Source organism: Streptosporangium brasiliense, from assembly GCF_030811595.1.
In the GTDB taxonomy this organism is placed as follows: domain Bacteria; phylum Actinomycetota; class Actinomycetes; order Streptosporangiales; family Streptosporangiaceae; genus Streptosporangium; species Streptosporangium brasiliense.
The window spans coordinates 2,662,432-2,683,092 of record NZ_JAUSRB010000002.1 but is presented as its reverse complement, the minus strand read 5'-3'; the positions used below and the strand labels follow the sequence as shown (position 1 = coordinate 2,683,092).

Sequence of the window (20,661 nt, the reverse complement as noted above, 5' to 3'; positions counted from 1 at the left end):
CGACATGGTGACGCTGACCCCGCCCCGCCTGAGCGGCCTGGCACGGGGCGGGCTGGCCGGGGTGGCCGGGGCCGGGATCGGCGCCGCCGCGCAGTTCGGGGTGGTCGTGCTGGTCGTCCGGGGAGCCGGTCAGGAGGTCGCGGGCGCCTTCTTCGCGGCGACCGCGCTGTGCCTGATGGCCGCCGGGATCCTGCGGCTGGACGCCGGCAGCGGGCTGATCTACTTCATCGCCCGGTCCCGGCCGTTCGGCTACCGCTGCACCTCCGGCTACGTCCGCGCGGCGCTCGTCCCGGTCGGGGCGCTCTCGCTGGCCGCCGGGGCGACGGCGCTGTCCGTCTCCCCCGACCCCACGGTCCTGGTGCTGGCCGCGGCGCTGCCGGTGCTGGTGTGCGCCGACGTCGTGGTGGCCGCCTCCCGCGGGTTCGGCGCGATGCGGCCGACCGTGCTGCTGGACGGCGTGCTCCAGCCGGTGGGCCAGCTCCTGCTGGTCTCGGCCGTGGTGCTGGCGGGCGCGGAGTCGGTGCCGCTGCTCGCGGCGGCCTGGGCCCTGCCCTCCCTGCCGGTCCTGCTGCTGTCGGCGCTCTGGCTGCGCCGGCGGCTGCCGCGCGGCCCCTACCTGCCGGGGACCGCGCACGACCTGTGGCGCTACACCTGGCCCCGGTCGATGGCCGCCGCGATCCAGGCGGTGTTCCAGCGGCTCGACATCGTGATCGTGGCCGTGCTCGCCGGACCGGCCGAGGCCGCCGTCTACACCGCCGCCACCCGGTTCAAGGTCGTGGGCCAGCTCGTCAACCAGGGGCTGACCCAGGCCGTGCAGCCGAGGCTGGTGCGCGCGCTGGCCGAGGGCGACCTGGCGCGCGCCCGTGAGCTCTACCAGTCGACCACCATGTGGCTCACCCTGCTGACCTGGCCGCTCTGGCTGTGCTACGCCGCGCTCGCGCCGTGGCTGCTCGGCCTGTTCGGCGACGGCTACGCCTCCGGCGTCCCGGTGGCGCTCGTGCTGGCCGCGACGATGATGCTCGCCACCGCCTGCGGCATGGTCGACGTGGTGCTGACCGCCGCCGGACACACCGGTCCGAGCCTGGCCGTCCTCGCCGCCGCCATCGCGGTGACCCTGACGCTGGACGCGCTGCTGATCCCCGCCTGCGGGGCGTCCGGAGCCGCCCTCGGCTGGGCCGGGGGCATGCTGGTCAAGAACCTGCTGCCGCTGTGGCTGATCCACCGCCGGTACGGCCTGCGCCCCTTCGGTGTCCACAGCCGGGCCGCCCTGAGAACATGGCGGGCGCGATGACGCCGGTGCTGGTGACCGGGCTGCCCCGGAGCGGGACGAGCTGGACGGGCAAGATGCTCGCGGCCGGCGGCGAGCTGGTCTACGTCAACGAGCCGCTGAACCCCCAGCATCCGCCCGGGCAGAGTCCCGGGGTGCTCAACGCCCGGGTCACCCACCGTTTCCAGTACATCTGCCCGGACAACGACGGCCGCTGGCTGCCCGCCTTCTCCGACACCGTCGCGCTGCGCTACAGGTTCCTGGCCGAGCTGCGCCGCAACCGCTCGCCGTACGACCTGGCGAGGATGGTCCGCTACGGCACGGCGTTCACACTCGGTCGGCTGGCCGGGCGCCGGGCGCTGCTGGACGACCCGTTCGCGCTGTTCTCGGCCGGCTGGTTCGCCGAGCGGCTCGGCTGCCGGGTGGTGATCCTGGTCCGCGACCCGGTGTCGTTCGTCGGGAGCTGGCAGCGGCTCGGCTGGACGGTCTACTTCCACGAGCTGCTCGAACAGCCGCTGCTGGTCCGCGACCACCCGCACCTGGAGGAGCTGCGCCCGCTGGTCGGCTGCCAGGATCGGGTCGTCAAGGCCGTCGCCCTGTGGCGCGCGGCCCGGACCGTCGCCGCCGACCTGGCCGCGCGCCATCCGGGGATCCTGCTGGCCCGCTACGAGGATCTGGCCGCCGACCCGCAGCGGGGCTTCCGCCGGCTGTATGAGTGGTCGGGCCTGAGCTGGTCCGACCGCGCCGGGGAGCGCATCTCCCGCGCCTGCACCTCGGCTGCCACCGGCACCGGCGGCTTCGCCTGGAGCGGCCTGTCCCGCACCGCCTACCGGCCGATGGACTCCCGCCAGGCCCTGGCCACCGCAGCCGGACGGCTGACCCCGGAGGAGATCCACCGGGTCACGGAGCTGGCCGCCCGCTGACCCACGGTCGCCGCAGCCGCTCAGGGGCGCTGTCCGGCGTGTCCGGCCGCCGGCGCCCATGATCACGGCCGACACGGGCGGCGCCCGGGGAACGGGCTGTCTCCGGGAGCGGGCCGGCCTCGGGAGAACAGGCCGGCCTCGGGAGCTCAGGAGAACAGGCGGCGCAGCAGGCAGGCGGTGAGCAGCCAGAGCGCGAACGGCAGATCATGGAGCAGATACCGGCGGGCCAGCCGGCCGGGCTCGTTGAGCAGCCGGAAGAGCCACTCCAGCCCGGCTCCCTGCATCCACCGGGGCGCCCGGCGGACCGCGCCGGCCGCGAAGGCGATGGCCGAACCGCACCCGACGAACCAGGTGCCGGGCAGGTCCTTGCGGAGCGCCGCGATGAGCCGGTCCTGCTTGGGGAAGCCCAGTCCGACGAAGACCAGCCGGGGCCCGGCGGCCACCACGGCGTCCCGGACCTCCGCGTAACCCTCGTCGCTGGCCTCGAACCCGTACGGTGGGGTGTCGGTCCCGGCGACGAGCAGTCCTGGATGGCGGGCAGTCAGCCGTTCGGCCGCCTGCCTGGCCACTCCCGGCGGGCCGCCCAGCAGGTAGATCGGGTAGCGGTAGAAGGTGGCGGCCTCGGCCAGGGACCAGATCAGGTCGGCGCCGGTGACCCGGGCGGGGACGGGCGTGCCGAGCAGCCTCGCCGCCCACACCAGCGGCATGCCGTCGGCCACCACGAGATCGGCCCCCTCGATGATCCCGCGCGCCTCGGGATCACGGGCGGCGGCCCAGGTGATGTCCACGTTCGGAGTGACGAGGTGGCCGCCCTCGCCGCGTTTCAACGCGGCGACCACGTGGTCGACGACCTCGCCCTCGGTCATCGGGTCGATCGCCAGCCCCGCCACCTGCACCCTGCGGCGCAACCGCCTGCGGGTGGCCCTGTCCGGCCGCGACCGCTGGCGCGGGACGCTCAACGTCTCATGGACGGTCCTGAACGCCATCAGATGCCGTGCCCGCGGTGGTGCAACGTGCTGAGCACGGTCTGCGCCGAGACCAGGCCCGCCGCCACGGCGAGCGCGATCGGCGCGCGGAGTTCGCCGCGCCGCGCGGCGAAGGCCCGCCAGGCCCAGCGGCCCGCCTCCCGCCGCCGGCCGAGGGCGGCGTGGTGGAAGGCGAGCTGACCGTAGACCCGCGCCGCGCCGCGCGGATCCACGGCCAGATCAGGGTGCCGGGCGAGCATCCACTCCAGCCCGGCGATCCGGTCGGCCCAACGGGTGGCGTACAGGGAGCCACCCCAGCGGACGCGTACCAGAGGACGGTCGACATGCGCGATCGGGTGGCGCGCGGCGGCGCGCAGCGCCAGGTCCCAGTCCTCGTTCTGGCCGCCGGGCGCGCTCTCGTCGGCCCAGAGCGTGCCGCGCCGGAACAGGAACGTCGAGGAGTGCACCATCACCATGCGCGAGCGCACCAGGTAGGCGCGGGTGACCAGGCCGGTCCCGGCGAGGCGGGGGACGCGGCGCGAGCCGTACTCGACCTCGATGGCGCAGCTGGAGAACTCCGCGCCCGGCTCGGCCTCCAGCGCGGCGACCTGGGCGCCGACCTTGCCGGGCAGCCACTCGTCGTCGTCGTCGCAGAAGGACACCAGGTCGGTGCCGAGCGCCGCGATGCCCGTGTTGCGCGCCCCCGGCAGGCCGGGGCTGAGCCGGTTGGCCGCCACCCGGACGCCCCGCGGGGCCGTCTGCTCCCGCCGGGCCCCCGGAGCGCGGCGGGCCAGCAGGCCGGCCACCTGGTCGGTCACCAGCGCCGGGTCTGCGCCGTCGACGACGATGACGACCTCGACGGCGCCGGGATGGTCCTGGCCGAGCGCGGCACGCGTGGCCGAGCGCAGCTGTTCGGGCCTGTGCCCTCTCGTGGGGATGACCACGCCCACCGATGGACTCACGCGAGCCTCCCGCGATAGCCGTACTTGTTCATGAGCGGCCAGGTCAGTGCGGTGACCAGGCGTTGGTGCCGGGCCGAGGCGGCGGTGCGCCAGCCGTCGTCCGGGGTCAGCCCGATCCGGCCGACCGTGAAGCGCATGGGGTTGCCCGAGGCCGTGTGGGCCACCGAGAGCTCGGCCTCGCCGTCGGCGAGGAAGTCGAGGCGGGGCCGGAGGCCGATCCTGGCGACCACCCGCCGGAGCGTGTCGACCGGCGCGCCGAGGAGATCCTCGTAGCGGACCCGGGTGACGGAGACACCCCGGCGGCCCAGGAGTTCGAGGCTGAGGTTCTGGGCCAGCCAGTGCAGCGAGGTGCGGGCCGGCGACCAGCGGGTCATCGGGTGGCCGTCCTCGGGGCGGGCGACCCGCCGGTGCCAGGAGTGCGCGACCGCGCGGGGGTCGCGCACGACGTGCACGACGTGCACGTCGACTCCGGTGGCGGCCAGGCAGAAGGCCAGGGAGGCGTGCTTGCTGGAGTCGATCACGATCGGGCAGCCGGCGACCTCGCCCGCCGCGTCGTAGAGGCGGCGGTGGGCGGCGGCGTATTCGCCCAGCTCGGCCAGCCCCGGGGAGGGCCATCCGCCGGTGTGCCCGCCCAGCTCGGCCAGTCCTGGGAACGGCCGTCCGGCCCCGCCCGGCTCCCCCAGCCCCGTGGACGGCCGTCCGGCCACGCCCGGCCATTCCTCGGTGAGGAGCTGGGCCAGCGTGGGGATGCGGCGGGTGCGGTCCACCCGGTGGCGGAGCGCCAGCACCCGGTGGGCCAGTGCCTCCGACCAGCCGCCGAACGCGCGCTCGCCGACCTCGCGCCAGAACGGGCACGAGCCGAACGGCTCGCGGCATCCGCACGCCTCGTCCGCCAGCACGCCTCTGGCCCAGAGGTGCACGACCTCCCCGAGCGGCGCGATGCCGGGCACCTCGCCGAGGAGACGCTCCAGCAGCGTGGTGCCGCTGCGGCCGAGGCCGCCCACGAAAACGACCCTGGCGGGGGCCGGGCTGTCAGACACAGGCACGAATCCTTACCCAGCGGATACGGAACGTGCTGACAATAGCGCGGAGAGTAATCAATGGGTTAGGGAACAGACAAAGGATCTACCTGCGGGACGTCATGCCGAGACCGCGTCCGTCCACAGCCCACCGGCCCCGCCCCACCCCCCAGGGCAGACCGTCCCCCTGCTGTGTCCCGTCCGGAGTCTCCGGCTCCCTCCCCGCCTCTCCGGACAGCGCGACGGCCCCCTCCTCCGCCCGTGGTGACGGCGGTGGAGGGGGCCGGCGTGGGGTGCGCGGCGGGTGGCCGGGGAGCCCTACTTGGCTTCGACGATCATCCCGGCGCCGACGGTGTTGCTGGTGGCCTCGTCCACGAGGATGAAGCCGCCGGTAAGACGGTTTCGCGCGTAGTCGTCGACGAACAGCGGCTGGGTGACGCGGAGCGAGACCCGGCCGATCTCGTTCAGGGTGAGCGACTGGGCCGACTCGTCGCGGTGCAGGGTGTTGACGTCGAGCCGGTAGTGCAGATCGCGGACCAGGGCCCGCGCCGTGCGGGTGGTGTGCTTGATGGTCAGCTTGGTGCGCGGGCCCAGCTTGCTGGCGTCGGTCATCCAGCAGATCATCGCCTCCAGCTCCTGGGCGACGTGCGGCTGGTTGTTCGGACGGCAGATCATGTCGCCGCGCGAGATGTCGATGTCGTCCTCCAGCCGGAGGGTCACCGACATCGGCGCGAACGCCTCCTCCACCGGCCCGTCGAAGGTGTCGATCGACGCGATCCGGGTGACCAGGCCCGAGGGCAGGTGCATGACCTCGTCACCCGGCTTCAGCACGCCGCCGGCGACCTGGCCCGCGTAGCCCCGGTAGTCGTGGAGGGCCGGGTCGGTGGCCCGCTGGGGCCGGATGACGTATTGGACGGGGAAGCGCACGTCGACCAGGTTCCGGTCGGAGGCGATGTGCACGTGCTCCAGGTGGTGCAGCAGGGAGGAGCCGTTGTACCAGGGCATGTTCTCCGAACGCGAGACCACGTTGTCGCCGTGCAGCGCCGAGATCGGGATGAACGTCAGGTCGGGCGCGTTCAGCTTCGCGGCGAACGAGGTGAACTCCTCGCGGATCTCCTCGAACCGCTCCTGGGAGTAGTCGACCAGGTCCATCTTGTTGACGGCCAGCACCAGGTGCGGCACCCGCAGCAGCGTCGTCAGGAAGGCGTGCCGCCGTGACTGCTCCAGCACGCCCTTGCGCGCGTCGATCAGGACGATCGCCAGGTCGGCCGTGGATGCGCCGGTGACCATGTTGCGGGTGTACTGGATGTGCCCGGGGGTGTCGGCGATGATGAACTTGCGCTTGGGAGTGGCGAAGTAGCGGTAGGCCACGTCGATCGTGATGCCCTGCTCCCGCTCGGCCCGCAGGCCGTCGGTGAGCAGCGACAGGTCGGTGTATTCGGTGCCGCGGTCGCGCGAGGTGCGCTCGACCGCCTCAAGCTGGTCTTCGAAGATCGCCTTGGAGTCGAAGAGCAGCCGCCCGATGAGGGTCGACTTTCCGTCGTCGACGCTTCCCGCCGTGGCAAAGCGAAGGATGTCCATCAGAACTGCTCTCCAGAGGTCGTACGGCTTTCGCGGGAAGACTGCGTCGGAAGTGGCCCTCGGATCTCACGCGGCCGCCCTTCCGTGCGGGCCGAGCGGCGCGGCAGGAGGTCTCGCACTAGAAGTAGCCCTCCCTCTTGCGGTCTTCCATGGAGGCCTCGGAGGCGCGGTCGTCGGCGCGGGTGGCGCCGCGCTCGGTGATCCTGGTGGCGGCGATCTCGTTGATGATCTCTTCGACCGTCGCGGCGGCGGACTGGACGGCGCCGGTGCAGGTCACGTCGCCGACCGTGCGGTAGCGGACCACGGCCTCGAAGAGCGGCTCGTCCTCGTCGCGGGTGATGAACTCGCTGTCGGCCAGCAGCATGCCGTCTCGCTCGAACACCTTGCGCGTGTGCGCGTAGTAGATCGACGGGATCTCGATGCCCTCGCGCCGGATGTAGTCCCAGATGTCGAGCTCGGTCCAGTTGGACAGCGGGAACACCCGGATGTGCTCGCCCTTGCGGATCTTGGAGTTGTAGAGGTTCCACAGCTCCGGCCGCTGGCTCTTCGGGTCCCACTGGCCGAACTCGTCACGGAAGGAGAACACCCGCTCCTTGGCGCGGGCCTTCTCCTCGTCGCGGCGGGCGCCGCCGAACACCGCGTCGTACTCGTTGTCCTCGATCGCGTCGAGCAGGGTGGTGGTCTGCAGCCGGTTGCGGGAGGCCCGGCGGCCGGTCTCCTCGGCCACCCGGCCGGCGTCGATGGAGTCCTGCACGCTGGCCACGACCAGGCGCGCCCCCAGCTCCGCGGCCCGGCGGTCCCGGAACTCGATGACCTCGGGGAAGTTGTGCCCGGTGTCGACGTGCATCAGCGGGAAGGGGATCGGCGCGGGCCAGAACGCCTTCTCCGCGATGCGGAGCATGACGATGGAATCTTTACCACCGGAGAAGAGCAGACACGGACGCTCGAACTCGGCCGCCACTTCGCGCATGATGTGAATGGCCTCTGCCTCGAGGACATCGAGCTGCGACGTGGTGTAGTCGCACTGGAGCATCAGACTCTCCTAGCGGGGATTTATCGGTGCAGATCCCGGATTCCAGCGAGCAGCGTTGGCGCTAGTCCCGGTAGGGAAACAAGGATATCCGGCAGTGACGGGTCACCTTGGTTATACGTCAGCGGCGAGCCGTCGACACGGCTGGCGTGGGCCCCGGCGGCCAGGGCCACCGCCACCGGCGCGGCGGAATCCCATTCGTACTGACCACCGGCGTGCACGTAGGCCTCGACCTCTCCGGTGAGCACCGCGGAGATCTTCGCGCCCGCCGATCCGATCGGCACCAGGTCGGCGCCGGCCCGGGTGGCCAGGTTCTGGACGAACTCCGGCGGGCGGGTCCGGCTGACCGCGATCCGCGGCCTGGCCTGCGGCCGCGCCGCCGGCAGCACGGGGGGTTCGAGGGTGGACAGCGTGCGGCCCTGGGCGGGGAGCGCCACCGCCCCGGCGGTCAGCTCCCCACGCTCCCAGAGCGCCACGTGGACCGCCCAGTCGGCGCGGCCCTCCTCGGCGAACTCGCGGGTGCCGTCGAGCGGGTCGACGATCCAGACCCGCTCGGCCCTGAGCCGCCGGGGGTCGAGACGCTCCTCCCTGGTCGCCTCCTCCGACAGCACACTGTCACCCGGGCGCGACCGTGCGAGGGCCTCCATCAGGAACAGGTGCGCGGAGGCGTCGCCCTCCTTGCGGAGCGCGGTGGGGTCGGCGAACCCCTCTTTCTCCCTCAGGGCCAGCAACCTCTCACCGGCCTCGGTCGCCAGGTCCGTGGCGAGAGTGTGATCGTCGCGGATCGTCATCAGTATGCTCCAGCTCCTCGCGCGACAGCCGACCAAGTCTTCCACAGGATCTGCAGGTCCAGCGTGAGGGACCAATTCTCCACATAACGCAAATCCAACCGCACCGATTCCTCCCAAGATAGGTCAGATCGTCCACTCACTTGCCAAAGGCCGGTCATCCCCGGCTTGACCAGGAGCCTGCGCCGGACGTCGTCCCCGTAGCGGGCGACCTCGTCCGGCAGCGGCGGCCGGGGCCCGACCAGGGACATGTGACCGAGCATCACGTTGATCAGCTGAGGCAGCTCGTCCAGGGAGTGACGGCGCAGCCGGGCGCCCAGCGGGGTCACCCGCGGATCTTTCCGGATCTTGAACAGCACGCCCTGCCCGTCCCCGGTGAGCTCGATCCGCTGCCGCTCGGCGTCGGCGCCCATCGTCCGGAACTTGTAGATCGTGAACTCGGTGCCGCCCCGGCCCACCCGTGTCTGGCGGAAGAACGCGGGGCCGGGACTCGACATCCGCACGGCCACCGCCAGGGCGGCCAGCAGCGGCAGCAGCGCCACCAGCAGCAGCCCCGCCCCCAACCGGTCGAAGAGGTTCTTGACCACCTGACGCAGGCCGGCGATCTCGGGGTGGTCCACGTGCAGCAGCGGTAGCCCCGCCGCCGGGCGGATCGTGATCCGCGGCCCCGCCACCTCCATGAGCGCCGGCGCCACCACCAGATCGGTGTCGGTCTTCTCCAGCCGCCAGGCCAGCCGCCGCAGCGCCACCCCGTCCATCTCCGGACAGGCCAGCACGGCCACGGTGTCGGCCGCGATCTGCCCGACCACGAGCGGGACGTCGGACAGGTCCCCCAGGACGGGGACCCCCTCCACGTCGCCCATGCCGTCACGCGGCATGCAGACCCCCACGACCTCCATGCCGTGATAGCGCTCCCGGCGGAAGCGGCGGATCAGCTCGGCGGTCGCGGCCCGGTGGCCCACCGTCACGACCCGCCGCATGCAGCCGCCCTGCGCCCGCCTGCGGTGCAGGCGACGGCGCAGGCCGTAACGGGCCAGGAGGGTGAGGAAGGTCGTCAACGGGATCGCGAGCACCACGTAACCGCGGGCCACGTCGGTCTTGGTCCCGTAGGCGCCGATGGCGAGGGCCGCGGTGAGCATGAACCCGCACTGGAAGACCCGCTGGAACTCCTCGGACCCCAGGCCGAACAGCCGGGGCTCGTAGGCGCGGTTCAGCGCGACCGCGCAGACCCAGGCGGCGGGGAGCGCGGCGCTCAACATCACGTAGGGGATGACGTAGGGAGTAACCTCGCCGAAGCGGACGAACAGCGCGAGAAAACCGGCGAGGGAGGCGGAGCAGAGGTCTGCGGCGACGGCCCGCGCCCGGTAACCGCGCACCCACCCCGGCATGCGCGGCCGGGACACCGGGACGGATCTCGGCGCCGCCTGGACGACGGTCACGTCGCGCACGCGCTCCCCCTACGTAACCATTGACAAACGGACAGTCACCGAATGCTAGCGGGCGGAAGAAAGGCCAGGAGGTTGAAGACCGAAACGTATATCTCTGTGGACATTGAGGCTGATGGCCCGATCCCGGGGCCGTACTCGATGGTCAGTTTCGGCATGGCCGTGGCCGGGCGGATGACCGGAAAGGTCTTCGAACCCGTCGACCCGCAGCTCCACACCTTCTACGCCGAGCTGAGGCCCATCAGCGACGACCACGTGCCCGAGGCGCTCGCCGTCAGCGGGCTCGACCGGGAGACGCTGATCCGCGAGGGCGCCGACCCGGCCGAGGCGATGAAGGGCGCCGCCGGGTGGATCCGCGAGGTGTGCGGCAACAGCACGCCGGTGATGGCGGCCTATCCACTCTCCTACGACTGGATGTGGATGTACTGGTACTTCATGCGCTTCGGCGGCGCCTCGCCGTTCGGGCACTCACGCTGCCTCGACCTCAAGACGTTCTACGCCGCCAGGGCGGGCGTGCCCGTCGGATGGGCCACCAAACGGCAGATGCCCAAGCACCTGCTCTCCTCCCGGCCGCACACCCACAACGCGCTCGACGACGCCGTCGAGCAGGCCGAACTGCTGCAGAACCTGATGACCCTCACCTGAGCCGCCCGTACGGCACGGCGCGGAACGTCGGAGCGGCCCGTACGGCACAGCGCTGAACACCGGGGCGGCCCGTACGGCACGCCGGCGGGTCCGCCACGGCACGGCCGGCGCGGCACGGGAACGCCGGCGCCGCGCCCCGGCTACCTGGGCGGGCCGGAGACGTTCAGATCACCGGCGTGGAAGGTGTTCTGGGTCGCCTCGAGCCCTGAGCCGATCAGCGACTCCACCACGTCGGCGGCCCGGTCCACCAGGAACGCCAGGTCCTTGCGCTCGGCGGTGGCGAAGTCGCGCAGCACGTAGGCCGCGGCGTCCATCCGGCCGGGCGGGCGGCCGATGCCGAACCGGACCCGCAGGTAGTCCTTGGTCGCCAGGGACTTGGTGATCGACTTCAGCCCGTTGTGGCCGTTGTCGCCGCCGCCCAGCTTGGCCCGGAGCGCGCCGTAGGGGATGTCCAGCTCGTCGTGGACGGCGATCACCCGTGCCGGGTCCACCTTGTAGAAGTCGGCCAGGGCCTTGACCGGTCCGCCCGACAGGTTCATGTAGGACAGCGGCTTGGCCAGCACCGCGGGGGCGCCCGCCAGGCGGCCCTCCAGCACCTCGGCCCGCGACCGGTGCGCCTTGAAGCGCCCCCCGGCCCGCGCGGCGAGCTCGTCGAGCACCATGAAACCCGCGTTGTGCCGGTTCCCGGCATACTCCGGCCCGGGATTCCCCAGGCCCACCACCAACCAGCGGTCCATGGTCGGCATCCCTTCATATGCGCGTCAGGGCAGTCCGGTCGCGGACTGCCCTGACAGGTGTAGCAGAGAAAACTACTCGGCGGCCTCGGCGGACTCGCCCTCCGCGCCCTCGCCGGCCTCGGCGGCCTCACCCTCGGCCTCGGCCTCCGGCTCGGCGGTCGGGACGGCGGTGACGTGCAGGACCAGCGTCTCCGGCTCGGCGACCAGGGTGGCGCCCTGGGGGAGCTTCAGGTCGCCGGCGGTGATCTGGGCGCCGACCTCCAGGCCCTCGACGTCGACCTCGACACCCGTCGGGATGTGGGTGGCCTCGGCCTCGACCGAGACGGAGACGAGCTGCTGGTCGAGGATGCCGTCGGCCACCTCGCCCACCACGGTGACGGGGATGTCGACGGTGACCTTCTCGCCGCGCTTGACGAGGAGGAGGTCGACGTGCTCGAGGAAGCCCTTGATCGGGTCACGCTGGACGCCCTTGGGCAGCGCCAGCTCGGTGACCGCGCCCTGGAGGCGGATCAGCACGTTCGGCGTGCGCAGGGCGAGCAGGAGCTCGTGGCCCGGGAGGGACAGGTGCTGCGGGTCCGTGCCGTGTCCGTAGAGGACGACGGGCACCTTGTGCTCGCGACGGATCTTGCGGGCGGCGCCCTTGCCGAACTCGGTGCGCGACTCGGCGTTGATGACTACTTCGGACACGACGGATCTCCTAGGGATCTTCGACGGATGGAAAGGCGCGTTCTCCCTCACCCGCCCTAGCGGAAGGCGTTACGAACGCACTCAACCTGACCAGCCTACCGGCATATCGCCGGGCTCCGGCCCTGGCGCCCGCGGCGCCGCGCGTCGCGGGCGCCGCGGCCCGGGCGCCGCGGGCCGGGCGCCGCGGGCCGGCTGCTGAGGGCCGGTGGCCTACCTCGTGTTGTCCGCGACGCCGCGCGTCGCCGCTCGGTCCGGCCACCGGCATACCCTCGCGGGTCGGGACGCGGTCAGCTGTCGCCTTCGAACAGGCTCGTCACCGAGCCGTCACTGAAGACCTCGGTGATCGCGCGGGCGATCAACGGGGCGATCGACAGCACGGTGAGCTTGTCGAACCGCTTGTCCTCGGCGAGCGGCAGGGTGTTGGTGACGATCACCTCGGAGATCTTGGAGTTCTTCAGCCGGTCCACCGCCGGGTCGGAGAACACCGCGTGCGTGGCGGCCACGAGCACGTTGGTGGCGCCCTGCTCGTACAGCGCGTCGGCCGCCTTGCAGATCGTGCCCGCGGTGTCGATCATGTCGTCGATCAGCACACAGGTGCGGCCGCGCACCTTGCCGACGACCTCGCTCACCTTCACCTGGTTGGCGACGTCGAGGTCGCGGCGCTTGTGGATGAAGGCCAGCGGGGTGCCCAGCGTGTCGGCCCAGCGCTCCGACAGCCGCACCCGACCGGTGTCGGGCGAGACGATCGTGGTCGTCTCCAGGTCGAGCTTGTCCTTGAGGTAGTTGACCAGCACCGGCATGGCGAACAGGTGGTCCACCGGGCCGTCGAAGAAGCCCTGGATCTGGGAGGTGTGCAGGTCGATCGACATCAGCCGGTCGGCGCCCGCGGTCTTGAACATGTCGGCCATCAGACGGGCGGTGATGGGCTCGCGGCCCCGGCCCTTCTTGTCCTGGCGGGCGTAGCCGAAGAACGGCATGATCACGGTGATCCGTTTGGCGGAGGCGCGCTTGAGCGCGTCCACCATGATCAGCTGCTCCATGATCCACTTGTTGATGGGGCCGGTGTGGCTCTGGATGACGAACGCGTCACACCCCCGGACCGACTCCAGGTAGCGGGCGTAGATCTCGCCGTTGGCGAAGTCACGCAGCGCGGTGGGGGTCATCTCCACCCCGAGATGGCTGGCCACCTCCTCCGCGAGATCCGGATGCGCGCGCCCGGAGAAGAACATCAGGTTCTTCTCACCGGTCTGCTTGATGCCACTCACGACTTGCTCCCCTGCTGATTCCCGGCCTCGGCGGCCCGCAGCGCCGCCTCGGCCGATTTGGTGCCCGCGCGCCTGCGCGCGACCCATCCTTCAATGTTGCGCTGCTGGCCTCGGGCCACCGCCATCGCCCCGGGCGGGACGTCGTTGATGAGCACCGAGCCCGCCGCGGTGTAGGCGCCGTCCCCGACGGTGATCGGCGCGACGAGCATGTTGTCGCTGCCGATCCGGACGTGTTCGCCCACCGTCGTGTGGTGTTTCTCGACTCCGTCGTAGTTGACGAAGACACAGGCGGCCCCGATGTTGGAGCCCGCCCCGATCGTGGCGTCGCCGACATAACTCAGGTGGGGAACCTTCGCCCCCTCGCCCACCTGGACGTTCTTCATCTCGACGTAGGTCCCGGCCTTGGCCTTGCGGGCGAGCACGGTGCCCGGCCGCAGGTAGGCGTAGGGTCCCACCAGCGCCTCGGGGCCGATCTCGGCCTCGACGCAGACGGCGTTGCGGACCAGCGCGCCCTCGCCGACGACCGTGTCGGTCAGCGTGGCGGCCGGGCCGATCTCGGCGCCCTCGGCGACGGCCGTACGGCCGTGCAGCTGGGTGCCCGGGTGGAGCACCACGTCCTGTTCCAGGGTGACGTCGACGTCCACCCAGGTGGTGGCCGGGTCGATGACCGTGACCCCCGCGCGCATGTGGGTCTCCAGCAGCCGGGTGTTGAGCACCTTGCGGGCGAAGGCGAGCTGCACCCGGTCGTTGACGCCTTCCACCTCGACGTAGTCGGCCGCGATGTGCGCGCCCACCCGGTGACCGTCCTCCCGCAGGATGGACAGGACGTCGGTGAGGTATTCCTCACCCTGGACGTTGGAGTCCGACACCCGCTTGACCGCGTCGGCCAGCAGGGCCCCGTCGAAGGCGTAGACGCCGGAGTTCATCTCCCGGATCGCCCGCTGCTCGGGGCTGGCGTCCTTCTCCTCGACGATCTCCAGGACGGCCCCCGTGGTGTCACGGATGATCCGGCCGTAGCCGTACGGGTTGGGGACCTCGGCGGTGAGCACGGTGACGGCGTTACGGTCGCGCTCGTGCCGCTCCAGCAGCGTGGCGAGGGTCTCGGTGCGCAGCAACGGCGTGTCGCCGTAGGTCACCAGGACGGTGCCGTCGATGCTGCCGGCCTTCTCCAGCACGACCCTGACGGCGTGGCCGGTCCCCCGCTGCTCGGCCTGCACCACGGCCTGGGCGTCGGGGCTGGTCCGCGTCAGGTGCGCCTGGACGCGCTCCCTCTCATGGCCTATGACAACAATGAGCCGCTCGGGTTCGAGACCTCGAGCGGCGGTGAGCATGTGGTCGACCAGGGTGCGGCCGCACAGCTCATGCAAGATCTTGGGTGTTTTCGACTTCATCCGGGTGCCCTCACCTGCGGCAAGGACGATGACGGCGGCCGGGCGCGGCACACTCACGGACGAGGCTCCCTCGGCGTCGCGGCTGAGACATGACAAAGCGGGATGCCGGATGGCTACCACGAGGGCATCGTCCGGTCACCCACTCGACAACGTGAGGATACCTTCCCCACCGGGAACCCACCCAGCCGACCAGCCCGAACAATAAAACGGACAGAGATGATGGCTCCGGCACCAGGACTCGAACCTGGACAACAAGGACCAAAACCTTGCGGGCTGCCAATTACCCAATGCCGGATCAGCCTGGCGGCTCGGACGGGGCCCGAGTGCCCGGCCCCCCTACGATACCGAGCCCTTGATATCGAACGCGCCTCGATTTGGGTGTCTGTCGACCACGGAGGCGATCAGACGGGGAGAGAACGCCCGTGCCGCGTGGCCCCGGCAGGCCATGTCCACGGCCATGGCGCGCCCCACCCCCGCCGGACGCGACGGCTCCGGCCGGACACCGCACGGGAACGCACCGCCGCACGGGCGGACGCGGGCGCCGCCGTACGGGACGGGAGCCCTGCGGGGCAGGTGGACGAGAGTCCTGCGGGGCAGGTGGACGAGAGTCCTGTGGGGCAGGTGGGAGCAGGGGTCCGCGCACGGACACCGGGCGCGCCGTTTAGCAGGTCAAACCGGTGGTAGACAAGATACGAAACCACTACGGGATCTCCCGGTGAGAGTGAGCTTCCCTCCATTCGATGCTTAGGGATTCCTAACTTACGATGGCGTAGGTTACGGTGGCGTAGCCAGGCATGACCTCACCCTTACTCACCGAGCCTCCGCGAGGTAGCGCATGACCGTCATCGCAGATCGCCCTGCTCCGGGCCCCAAACCAGACGCCGACCCCGAGCCGAAGACCAGGCCCGAGATCATCACCTTCGGGGTGGTCGTGGCCGCGCCGCTGATCGCTCTGATCGCCGCCGTCCCGTTCGCGTGGGGCTGGGGCATGGGCTGGAGCGACGTCGTGATCGCCGGCGTCCTCTACGTGATCACCGGGCTGGGCGTGACCGTCGGCCTGCACCGCCACTTCACCCACGGCTCGTTCAAGGCCAAGCGGCCGTTGAAGATCGCGCTGGGCATCGCGGGCAGCCTCTCCCTGGAGATGTCGGTGCTCGACTGGGTGGCCACCCACCGCAAGCACCACAAGTTCTCCGACAAGGAGGGCGACCCGCACTCGCCGTGGCGGTTCGGGACCGGCTTCCGGGCCGTGTCCAAGGGACTGCTCTGGGCGCACATGGGCTGGCTGTTCGAGACCGACCGCGCCAACCGGGAGAAGTACGCCCCGGACCTGGTCAAGGACCCCGACATCGTCAAGCTGCACAAGTTCTTCCCGGTGATGGCGATCACCTCGCTGGTGCTCCCCGCCCTCCTCGGCGGCCTGCTGACCTGGTCCTGGTGGGGCATGGTGACCGGCTTCTTCTGGGGCACGCTGGTCCGGATCGGGCTGCTGCACCACGTGACCTGGTCGATCAACTCCATCTGCCACGTCTTCGGCGAGGAGGTCTTCGAGTCGCGTGACAAGTCGCGCAACGTCTGGTGGCTGGCCATCCCCTCGTTCGGCGAGTCCTGGCACAACCTGCACCACTCCGACCCGACCTGCGCCCGGCACGGCGCGCTCAAGGGCCAGATCGACCTCAGCGCGGGTGTGATCCGCTGGTTCGAGAAGGCCGGCTGGGCCTATGACGTCCGCTGGCCGACCCCCGAGCGGCTGGCGGCGAAGCGCATTGCCGCCTGACGGTCCCACCGGGGCCGCCCCGGCGGCCCGCACACTGCTCATGCAGCCCGACGCTCCCACGGAGGCCGCTCCGGCGGCCCGTGCGACGCCGGCGCCACCCGGAGCTCCCACCGGGACCGCCCCGGCGGCCCGGGGCGCGGTTCCCGCTTCACAGCCGGGGAGCGCCATTATTAGAACCGTGAGCGAACCCCGACGACGCATGTCAGGTAAGGAACGCCGGGAGCAGCTGATCCAGATCAGCAGGACCCTGTTCGCGGAGAAGGGGTTCGACGGCACGTCGGTCGAGGAGATCGCCGCGACCGCGAACGTCTCGAAGCCGGTGGTCTACGAGCATTTCGGCGGCAAGGAGGGCGTCTACGCGGTCGTCGTCGACCGGGAGATGCAGAAGCTGCTGGCCCTGGTGACGGAAGCGCTGTCGGCCTCGCACGCGCTGATCAAACTGGAGCGGGCCGCCCTGGCGCTGCTGGCCTACGTGGAGGAGAACAGCGAGGGCTTCCGGATCCTGGTCCGCGACTCGCACGCCGCCTCCGGGACGGGCACGTTCGCCAGCCTGATCAACGACATCGCCAGCCAGGTCGAGGACGTGATGGCCGACGAGTTCAAGGGGCGGGGCTACGCCCCGGAGCTGGCGCCGATGTACGCGCAGATGCTGGTGGGCATGGTGGCGCTGACCGGGCAGTGGTGGCTGGACGTGCGCAAGCCCCCTCGCGAGGAGGTCGCCGCGCACCTGGTCAACCTGGCCTGGAACGGTCTCGTCGGGCTCGATCCGCGTCCCCGCCTGACCGGCTCCTCCCGTGGCCCGGAGCAGCGGCGGGCGCCGCTGCCGCCGCGGCCGACCGACAAGGAACTGCGGGAGATGAGCAGGGCCCGCGAACGCGAGCTCAAGGAGCAGGAGAAGATCCGCGAACGCGAGCAGCGCGAGGCGGAGAAACTGGCCCGGGATCAGGAGAAGGCGCGGCTGCGGGAGCAGCGTGACCTGGAGAAGGCCCGCGAACGCGAGCTCAAGGAGCAGGAGCGGCTGCTCAGGGAGCAGGAGAAGGTCCGCGAGCGCGAGCTCAAGGAGCAGGAGAAGATCCGGGTCCGGGAGGCGAAGGCCGCCGACCGGGACGCCGTCCGGCAGGCCAGACTCGCCGAGCGCACAGGCGAGGGACAAGACAAACTTGAATCAAGCGAGTAAGCAACAGCGGCCGTTGAGCCGAAATTAACGTTCTGTTCAACCAAAGCGGGCATTCTGGTCATATGTCCGCCGAACCCGCGCACCCCGTCACCGAAGGACTGCCCCTTCCACAAGAACGCTTCCTCAACCGCGAGGAGAGCTGGTTGCAGTTCAATCAGCGGGTTCTCGAACTGGCGGAGGATCCGTCCCTGCCGCTGTTGGAGAGGGTCAGGTTCCTGGCGATATTCGCCAGCAACCTGGACGAGTTCTTCCGGGTGCGGGTGGCTGGCCTCAAACGGCGGATGGCCACCGGCCTGCTGCTGCGGACCAAGAGCGGGCTGAAGCCCCGCGAGGAGCTGGCCAGGATCGCCGCCATAGCCGACGACCTCGCGCAGCGGCACTCGGCCTGTTTCCACGAGCGGCTCTGCCCGCAGCTGGCCACCGAGGGCATCGAGATCACCCGCTGGGAGGACCTCGGCCGGGACGAGCGCACCGAGATGCGCAAGCTGTTCCGGGAGCGGATCCGGCCGGTGCTGACGCCGCTGGCCGTCGACCCCGCCCACCCTTTCCCCTACATCTCCGGCCTGTCGCTCAACCTGGCCGTGACGGTACGCAACCCCGCGACCGGTCACACCGTGTTCGCCCGGGTGAAGGTGCCCAGCCAGCTCCCCCGGTTCGTGGCGGCCTCCAAGGACCGCTTCGTCCCGCTCGAAGAGGTGATCGCCGCCCATCTCGGCCAGCTCTTCAAGGGCATGGAGGTCGTCGAGCACCATGTCTTCCGGGTGACCCGCAACGAGGACCTGGACGTGGACGAGGACGTCACCGAGAACCTCATGCAGGCGCTGGAGCGGGAGCTGCTCAAACGCCGCTTCGGCCCGCCGGTCCGGCTGGAGGTCGAGGACACCATCACTCCCGAGGTGCTCGACCTGCTGGTGGACGAGCTGGGGGTGGCCGAGCACGAGATCTACCGGCTGCCCGGCCCGCTGGACCTGACCGGGCTGCACGCGATCGCCGACCTGGACCGGGGCGAGCTGGGCTTCCGTCCCTTCGTGCCCGCTGAGGTCGTCCACGTCGAGGACGACATCTTCGCGGTGCTCCGCGAGCGGGACGTGCTGCTGCACCACCCCTACGACTCCTTCTCCACGAGCGTGCAGCGCTTCATCGAGCAGGCGGCGGCCGACCCGAGCGTGCTGGCCATCAAGCAGACGCTCTACCGGACCAGCGGTGACTCGCCGATCGTGGACGCGCTGATCGACGCGGCCGAGGGCGGCAAGCAGGTCGTCGTGGTGGTGGAGATCAAGGCGCGGTTCGACGAGCACGCCAACATCAGCTGGGCGCGCAAGCTGGAGCGGGCCGGCTGTCACGTGGTCTACGGGGTGGTGGGGCTGAAGACCCACTGCAAGCTGGCCCTCGTCGTACGGCAGGAGCCCTCCGGCGAGCTGCGCAGCTACTGCCACATCGGCACCGGCAACTACAACCCCAAGACCGCCCGGGTCTACGAGGACCTGGGGCTGCTCACCGCCGACCCGCTCGTCGGCGAGGACGTCACCGACCTGTTCATCCATCTGACCGGATACTCCAACCACTCGGCCTACCGGCGGCTGCTGGTCGCCCCGCACTCGATGCGCGGCGGGCTGCTGGCCAGGATCGAGCGGGAGACCGCCCACCAGCGGGCGGGACGGCCGGCCGGCATCAGGATGAAGACGAACTCCCTGGTGGACGAGCCGATCATCGACGCGCTCTACCACGCCTCCCAGGCCGGCGTCCCGGTCGACCTGTGGGTGCGCGGGGTGTGCACGCTGCGGCCGGGCGTCCCGGGGCTGTCGGAGAACATCCGGGTCAGGAGCGTGCTGGGCCGCTTCCTCGAACATTCACGGATCTACGAGTTCGGACGCGGGCGCAGGCCGGAGATCTGGATCGGCAGCGCGGACCTGATGCGCCGCAACCTGGACCGCCGGGTGGAGGCGCTGGTCAAGGTCACCAGCCAGCAGCAGCGGGTCTATCTCAGCGACCTCCTCGACCGGGCGATGTCGGAGGAGACCTCCACCTGGTGGCTCAACTCGGACGGGACGTGGTCCCGGCGCGGCGGCGAGGACCTGCAGACCCATCTGATCGGCACGCGGAGGTGGAGGACGATTGATGACTGAGCTGGACGTCCATCCGACAGACATGATCCGCGCCGCCGGGGCGGTGGTCTGGCGGGGCCCGGAGTCCGCACCCGAGGTCGCGCTCGTCCACCGGCCGAAGTACGACGACTGGACGTTCCCGAAGGGGAAGCTGAAGCCCGGCGAGCACGTCATCGCCGGGGCGCTGCGCGAGGTGGCCGAGGAGACGGGGATCACCGCCCTGCTCGGCCGGTCGCTGCCGCCCATCCACTACCTGAAGGGCAAGCGGCTCAAGCGCGTCGACTACTGGGCGGCCCGGGCCGTCTCCGGGGACCGCCACACCGCGGTGGAGGAGGTCGACGAGGTGGTCTGGCTGCCGGTGAAGGAGGCCAGGCGGCGGCTGACCTACGAGTGGGACGCCGGGCTGCTCCGCGCGCTCACCGCGGTGCCGCTGGAGACCACGCCGCTCGTCCTGGTCCGGCACGGCCTGGCCGGGTCACGCCAGGACTGGGAGGGCGACGACGACGAGCGGCCGCTCGACGAGGCCGGCAGGATGCAGGCCGAGGTGCTCGCGGACGTGCTGTCCGGCTACCACCCCACCGAGCTGATCAGCTCCCCCAGCAAACGGTGCGTGCAGACCCTGGAACCGTACGCCGGGCGGAGCGGCCTGGAGATCCGCCGCGAGCGCCTGCTGTCGGAGACCCACTACGAGCCCCGCGCCGCCCTGCGCCTGGTCTCCAAGGCCCTGGCCACTGACCGGCCCACGGCGCTGTGCAGCCACGGCAAGGTGCTGCCCGAACTGATCGCCGGGGTCAGTGACCGGCCGGGAGACGTGCAGTTGCGCAAGGGCGCGTTCATGGTGCTGCACCACACCGCCGGCCGGATCGTCGGCATGGACCGCTACCTCACCTAGCCGTA

Annotated in this window: 19 protein-coding genes and 1 tRNA gene; 7 read left to right on the top strand and 13 right to left on the bottom strand. The window is 71.0% G+C overall.

What is annotated here, in order from left to right; all coding sequences use genetic code 11:
• The first annotated feature begins 4 nt into the window (after positions 1 to 4).
• Together J2S55_RS21130 and J2S55_RS21125 are read left to right on the top strand one after the other, a co-directional pair.
• Positions 5 to 1,291 carry a lipopolysaccharide biosynthesis protein gene (locus tag J2S55_RS21130; RefSeq protein WP_306863705.1) on the top strand — a complete coding sequence of 429 codons (1,287 nt, stop codon included), beginning with the start codon at positions 5 to 7 and terminating at the stop codon, positions 1,289 to 1,291.
• Entirely contained in the window at positions 1,276 to 2,190 is a 915-nt protein-coding gene (locus J2S55_RS21125; protein ID WP_306863702.1) for a sulfotransferase, read from the top strand. The genes J2S55_RS21130 and J2S55_RS21125 overlap by 16 nt, the downstream gene beginning before the upstream one ends.
• Before the next feature lie 146 nt (positions 2,191 to 2,336).
• Here the strand turns inward: J2S55_RS21125 and J2S55_RS21120 are convergent, their stop codons facing one another.
• The 7 genes from J2S55_RS21120 to J2S55_RS21090 all read right to left on the bottom strand — a co-directional run bounded on the left by J2S55_RS21120 (position 2,337) and on the right by J2S55_RS21090 (position 9,923).
• Positions 2,337 to 3,176 carry a WecB/TagA/CpsF family glycosyltransferase gene (locus J2S55_RS21120; RefSeq protein ID WP_306863699.1) on the bottom strand — a complete coding sequence of 280 codons (840 nt, stop codon included), beginning with the start codon at positions 3,174 to 3,176 and terminating at the stop codon, positions 2,337 to 2,339.
• Positions 3,176 to 4,117 (bottom strand): glycosyltransferase family 2 protein, encoded by a 942-nt coding sequence (locus J2S55_RS21115; RefSeq protein ID WP_306863696.1) that lies wholly within the window; start codon positions 4,115 to 4,117, stop codon positions 3,176 to 3,178. The genes J2S55_RS21120 and J2S55_RS21115 overlap by 1 nt, the downstream gene beginning before the upstream one ends.
• Positions 4,114 to 5,157 (bottom strand): sulfotransferase, encoded by a 1,044-nt coding sequence (locus tag J2S55_RS21110; protein WP_306863693.1) that lies wholly within the window; start codon positions 5,155 to 5,157, stop codon positions 4,114 to 4,116. Before J2S55_RS21110 ends, J2S55_RS21115 begins: the two co-directional genes overlap by 4 nt.
• Before the next feature lie 297 nt (positions 5,158 to 5,454).
• The gene (gene cysN / locus J2S55_RS21105; RefSeq protein WP_306863690.1) at positions 5,455 to 6,717 is read right to left on the bottom strand and encodes a sulfate adenylyltransferase subunit CysN; all 1,263 of its coding nucleotides are present in this window, start codon (positions 6,715 to 6,717) and stop codon (positions 5,455 to 5,457) included.
• Between the two features lie 118 nt (positions 6,718 to 6,835).
• Positions 6,836 to 7,750 (bottom strand): sulfate adenylyltransferase subunit CysD, encoded by a 915-nt coding sequence (gene cysD, locus J2S55_RS21100; RefSeq protein ID WP_306863687.1) that lies wholly within the window; start codon positions 7,748 to 7,750, stop codon positions 6,836 to 6,838.
• A 20-nt stretch (positions 7,751 to 7,770) separates the two neighbouring features.
• On the bottom strand, positions 7,771 to 8,538 hold the full coding sequence (locus J2S55_RS21095; protein ID WP_306863685.1) for a 3'(2'),5'-bisphosphate nucleotidase CysQ: 768 nt from the start codon (positions 8,536 to 8,538) through the stop codon (positions 7,771 to 7,773).
• On the bottom strand, positions 8,538 to 9,923 hold the full coding sequence (locus tag J2S55_RS21090; RefSeq protein ID WP_306875514.1) for a sugar transferase: 1,386 nt from the start codon (positions 9,921 to 9,923) through the stop codon (positions 8,538 to 8,540). The genes J2S55_RS21095 and J2S55_RS21090 overlap by 1 nt, the downstream gene beginning before the upstream one ends.
• 156 nt (positions 9,924 to 10,079) lie before the next feature.
• Here J2S55_RS21090 and J2S55_RS21085 point away from each other — a divergent pair, with 156 nt between their 5' ends.
• Positions 10,080 to 10,625 carry a 3'-5' exonuclease family protein gene (locus tag J2S55_RS21085; RefSeq protein ID WP_306863682.1) on the top strand — a complete coding sequence of 182 codons (546 nt, stop codon included), beginning with the start codon at positions 10,080 to 10,082 and terminating at the stop codon, positions 10,623 to 10,625.
• A gap of 140 nt (positions 10,626 to 10,765) precedes the next feature.
• On the opposite strand, the gene pth is transcribed toward J2S55_RS21085, so the two are convergent.
• From pth to J2S55_RS21060, 6 genes are all read right to left on the bottom strand, one after another.
• Complete coding sequence (pth, locus tag J2S55_RS21080; RefSeq protein WP_306863679.1) at positions 10,766 to 11,371, bottom strand: aminoacyl-tRNA hydrolase; 606 nt, start codon at positions 11,369 to 11,371, stop codon at positions 10,766 to 10,768.
• Between the two features lie 63 nt (positions 11,372 to 11,434).
• Complete coding sequence (locus J2S55_RS21075; protein ID WP_306863676.1) at positions 11,435 to 12,049, bottom strand: 50S ribosomal protein L25/general stress protein Ctc; 615 nt, start codon at positions 12,047 to 12,049, stop codon at positions 11,435 to 11,437.
• Between the two features lie 287 nt (positions 12,050 to 12,336).
• Entirely contained in the window at positions 12,337 to 13,314 is a 978-nt protein-coding gene (locus J2S55_RS21070) for a ribose-phosphate diphosphokinase (protein ID WP_306863673.1), read from the bottom strand.
• Positions 13,311 to 14,762 carry a bifunctional UDP-N-acetylglucosamine diphosphorylase/glucosamine-1-phosphate N-acetyltransferase GlmU gene (glmU, locus tag J2S55_RS21065; protein WP_306863670.1) on the bottom strand — a complete coding sequence of 484 codons (1,452 nt, stop codon included), beginning with the start codon at positions 14,760 to 14,762 and terminating at the stop codon, positions 13,311 to 13,313. Before glmU ends, J2S55_RS21070 begins: the two co-directional genes overlap by 4 nt.
• On the bottom strand, positions 14,716 to 14,937 hold the full coding sequence (locus tag J2S55_RS48335) for a hypothetical protein (protein WP_370879688.1): 222 nt from the start codon (positions 14,935 to 14,937) through the stop codon (positions 14,716 to 14,718). Before J2S55_RS48335 ends, glmU begins: the two co-directional genes overlap by 47 nt.
• Positions 14,926 to 15,000: transfer RNA gene (locus tag J2S55_RS21060), tRNA-Gln, on the bottom strand. Before J2S55_RS21060 ends, J2S55_RS48335 begins: the two co-directional genes overlap by 12 nt.
• Positions 15,001 to 15,540: 540 nt before the next feature.
• Between J2S55_RS21060 and J2S55_RS21055 the strand changes: the two genes are divergently transcribed.
• From J2S55_RS21055 to J2S55_RS21040, 4 genes are all read left to right on the top strand, one after another.
• Positions 15,541 to 16,482, top strand: coding sequence for an acyl-CoA desaturase (locus tag J2S55_RS21055; protein ID WP_306863669.1), 942 nt, complete (start codon positions 15,541 to 15,543; stop codon positions 16,480 to 16,482).
• Positions 16,483 to 16,660: 178 nt separating this feature from the next.
• Positions 16,661 to 17,659 carry a TetR/AcrR family transcriptional regulator gene (locus tag J2S55_RS21050; protein WP_306863666.1) on the top strand — a complete coding sequence of 333 codons (999 nt, stop codon included), beginning with the start codon at positions 16,661 to 16,663 and terminating at the stop codon, positions 17,657 to 17,659.
• Positions 17,660 to 17,721: 62 nt separating this feature from the next.
• Positions 17,722 to 19,785 carry an RNA degradosome polyphosphate kinase gene (locus tag J2S55_RS21045; protein ID WP_306863663.1) on the top strand — a complete coding sequence of 688 codons (2,064 nt, stop codon included), beginning with the start codon at positions 17,722 to 17,724 and terminating at the stop codon, positions 19,783 to 19,785.
• On the top strand, positions 19,778 to 20,656 hold the full coding sequence (locus J2S55_RS21040; protein WP_306863660.1) for an NUDIX hydrolase: 879 nt from the start codon (positions 19,778 to 19,780) through the stop codon (positions 20,654 to 20,656). Before J2S55_RS21045 ends, J2S55_RS21040 begins: the two co-directional genes overlap by 8 nt.
• Positions 20,657 to 20,661: the final 5 nt, after the last annotated feature.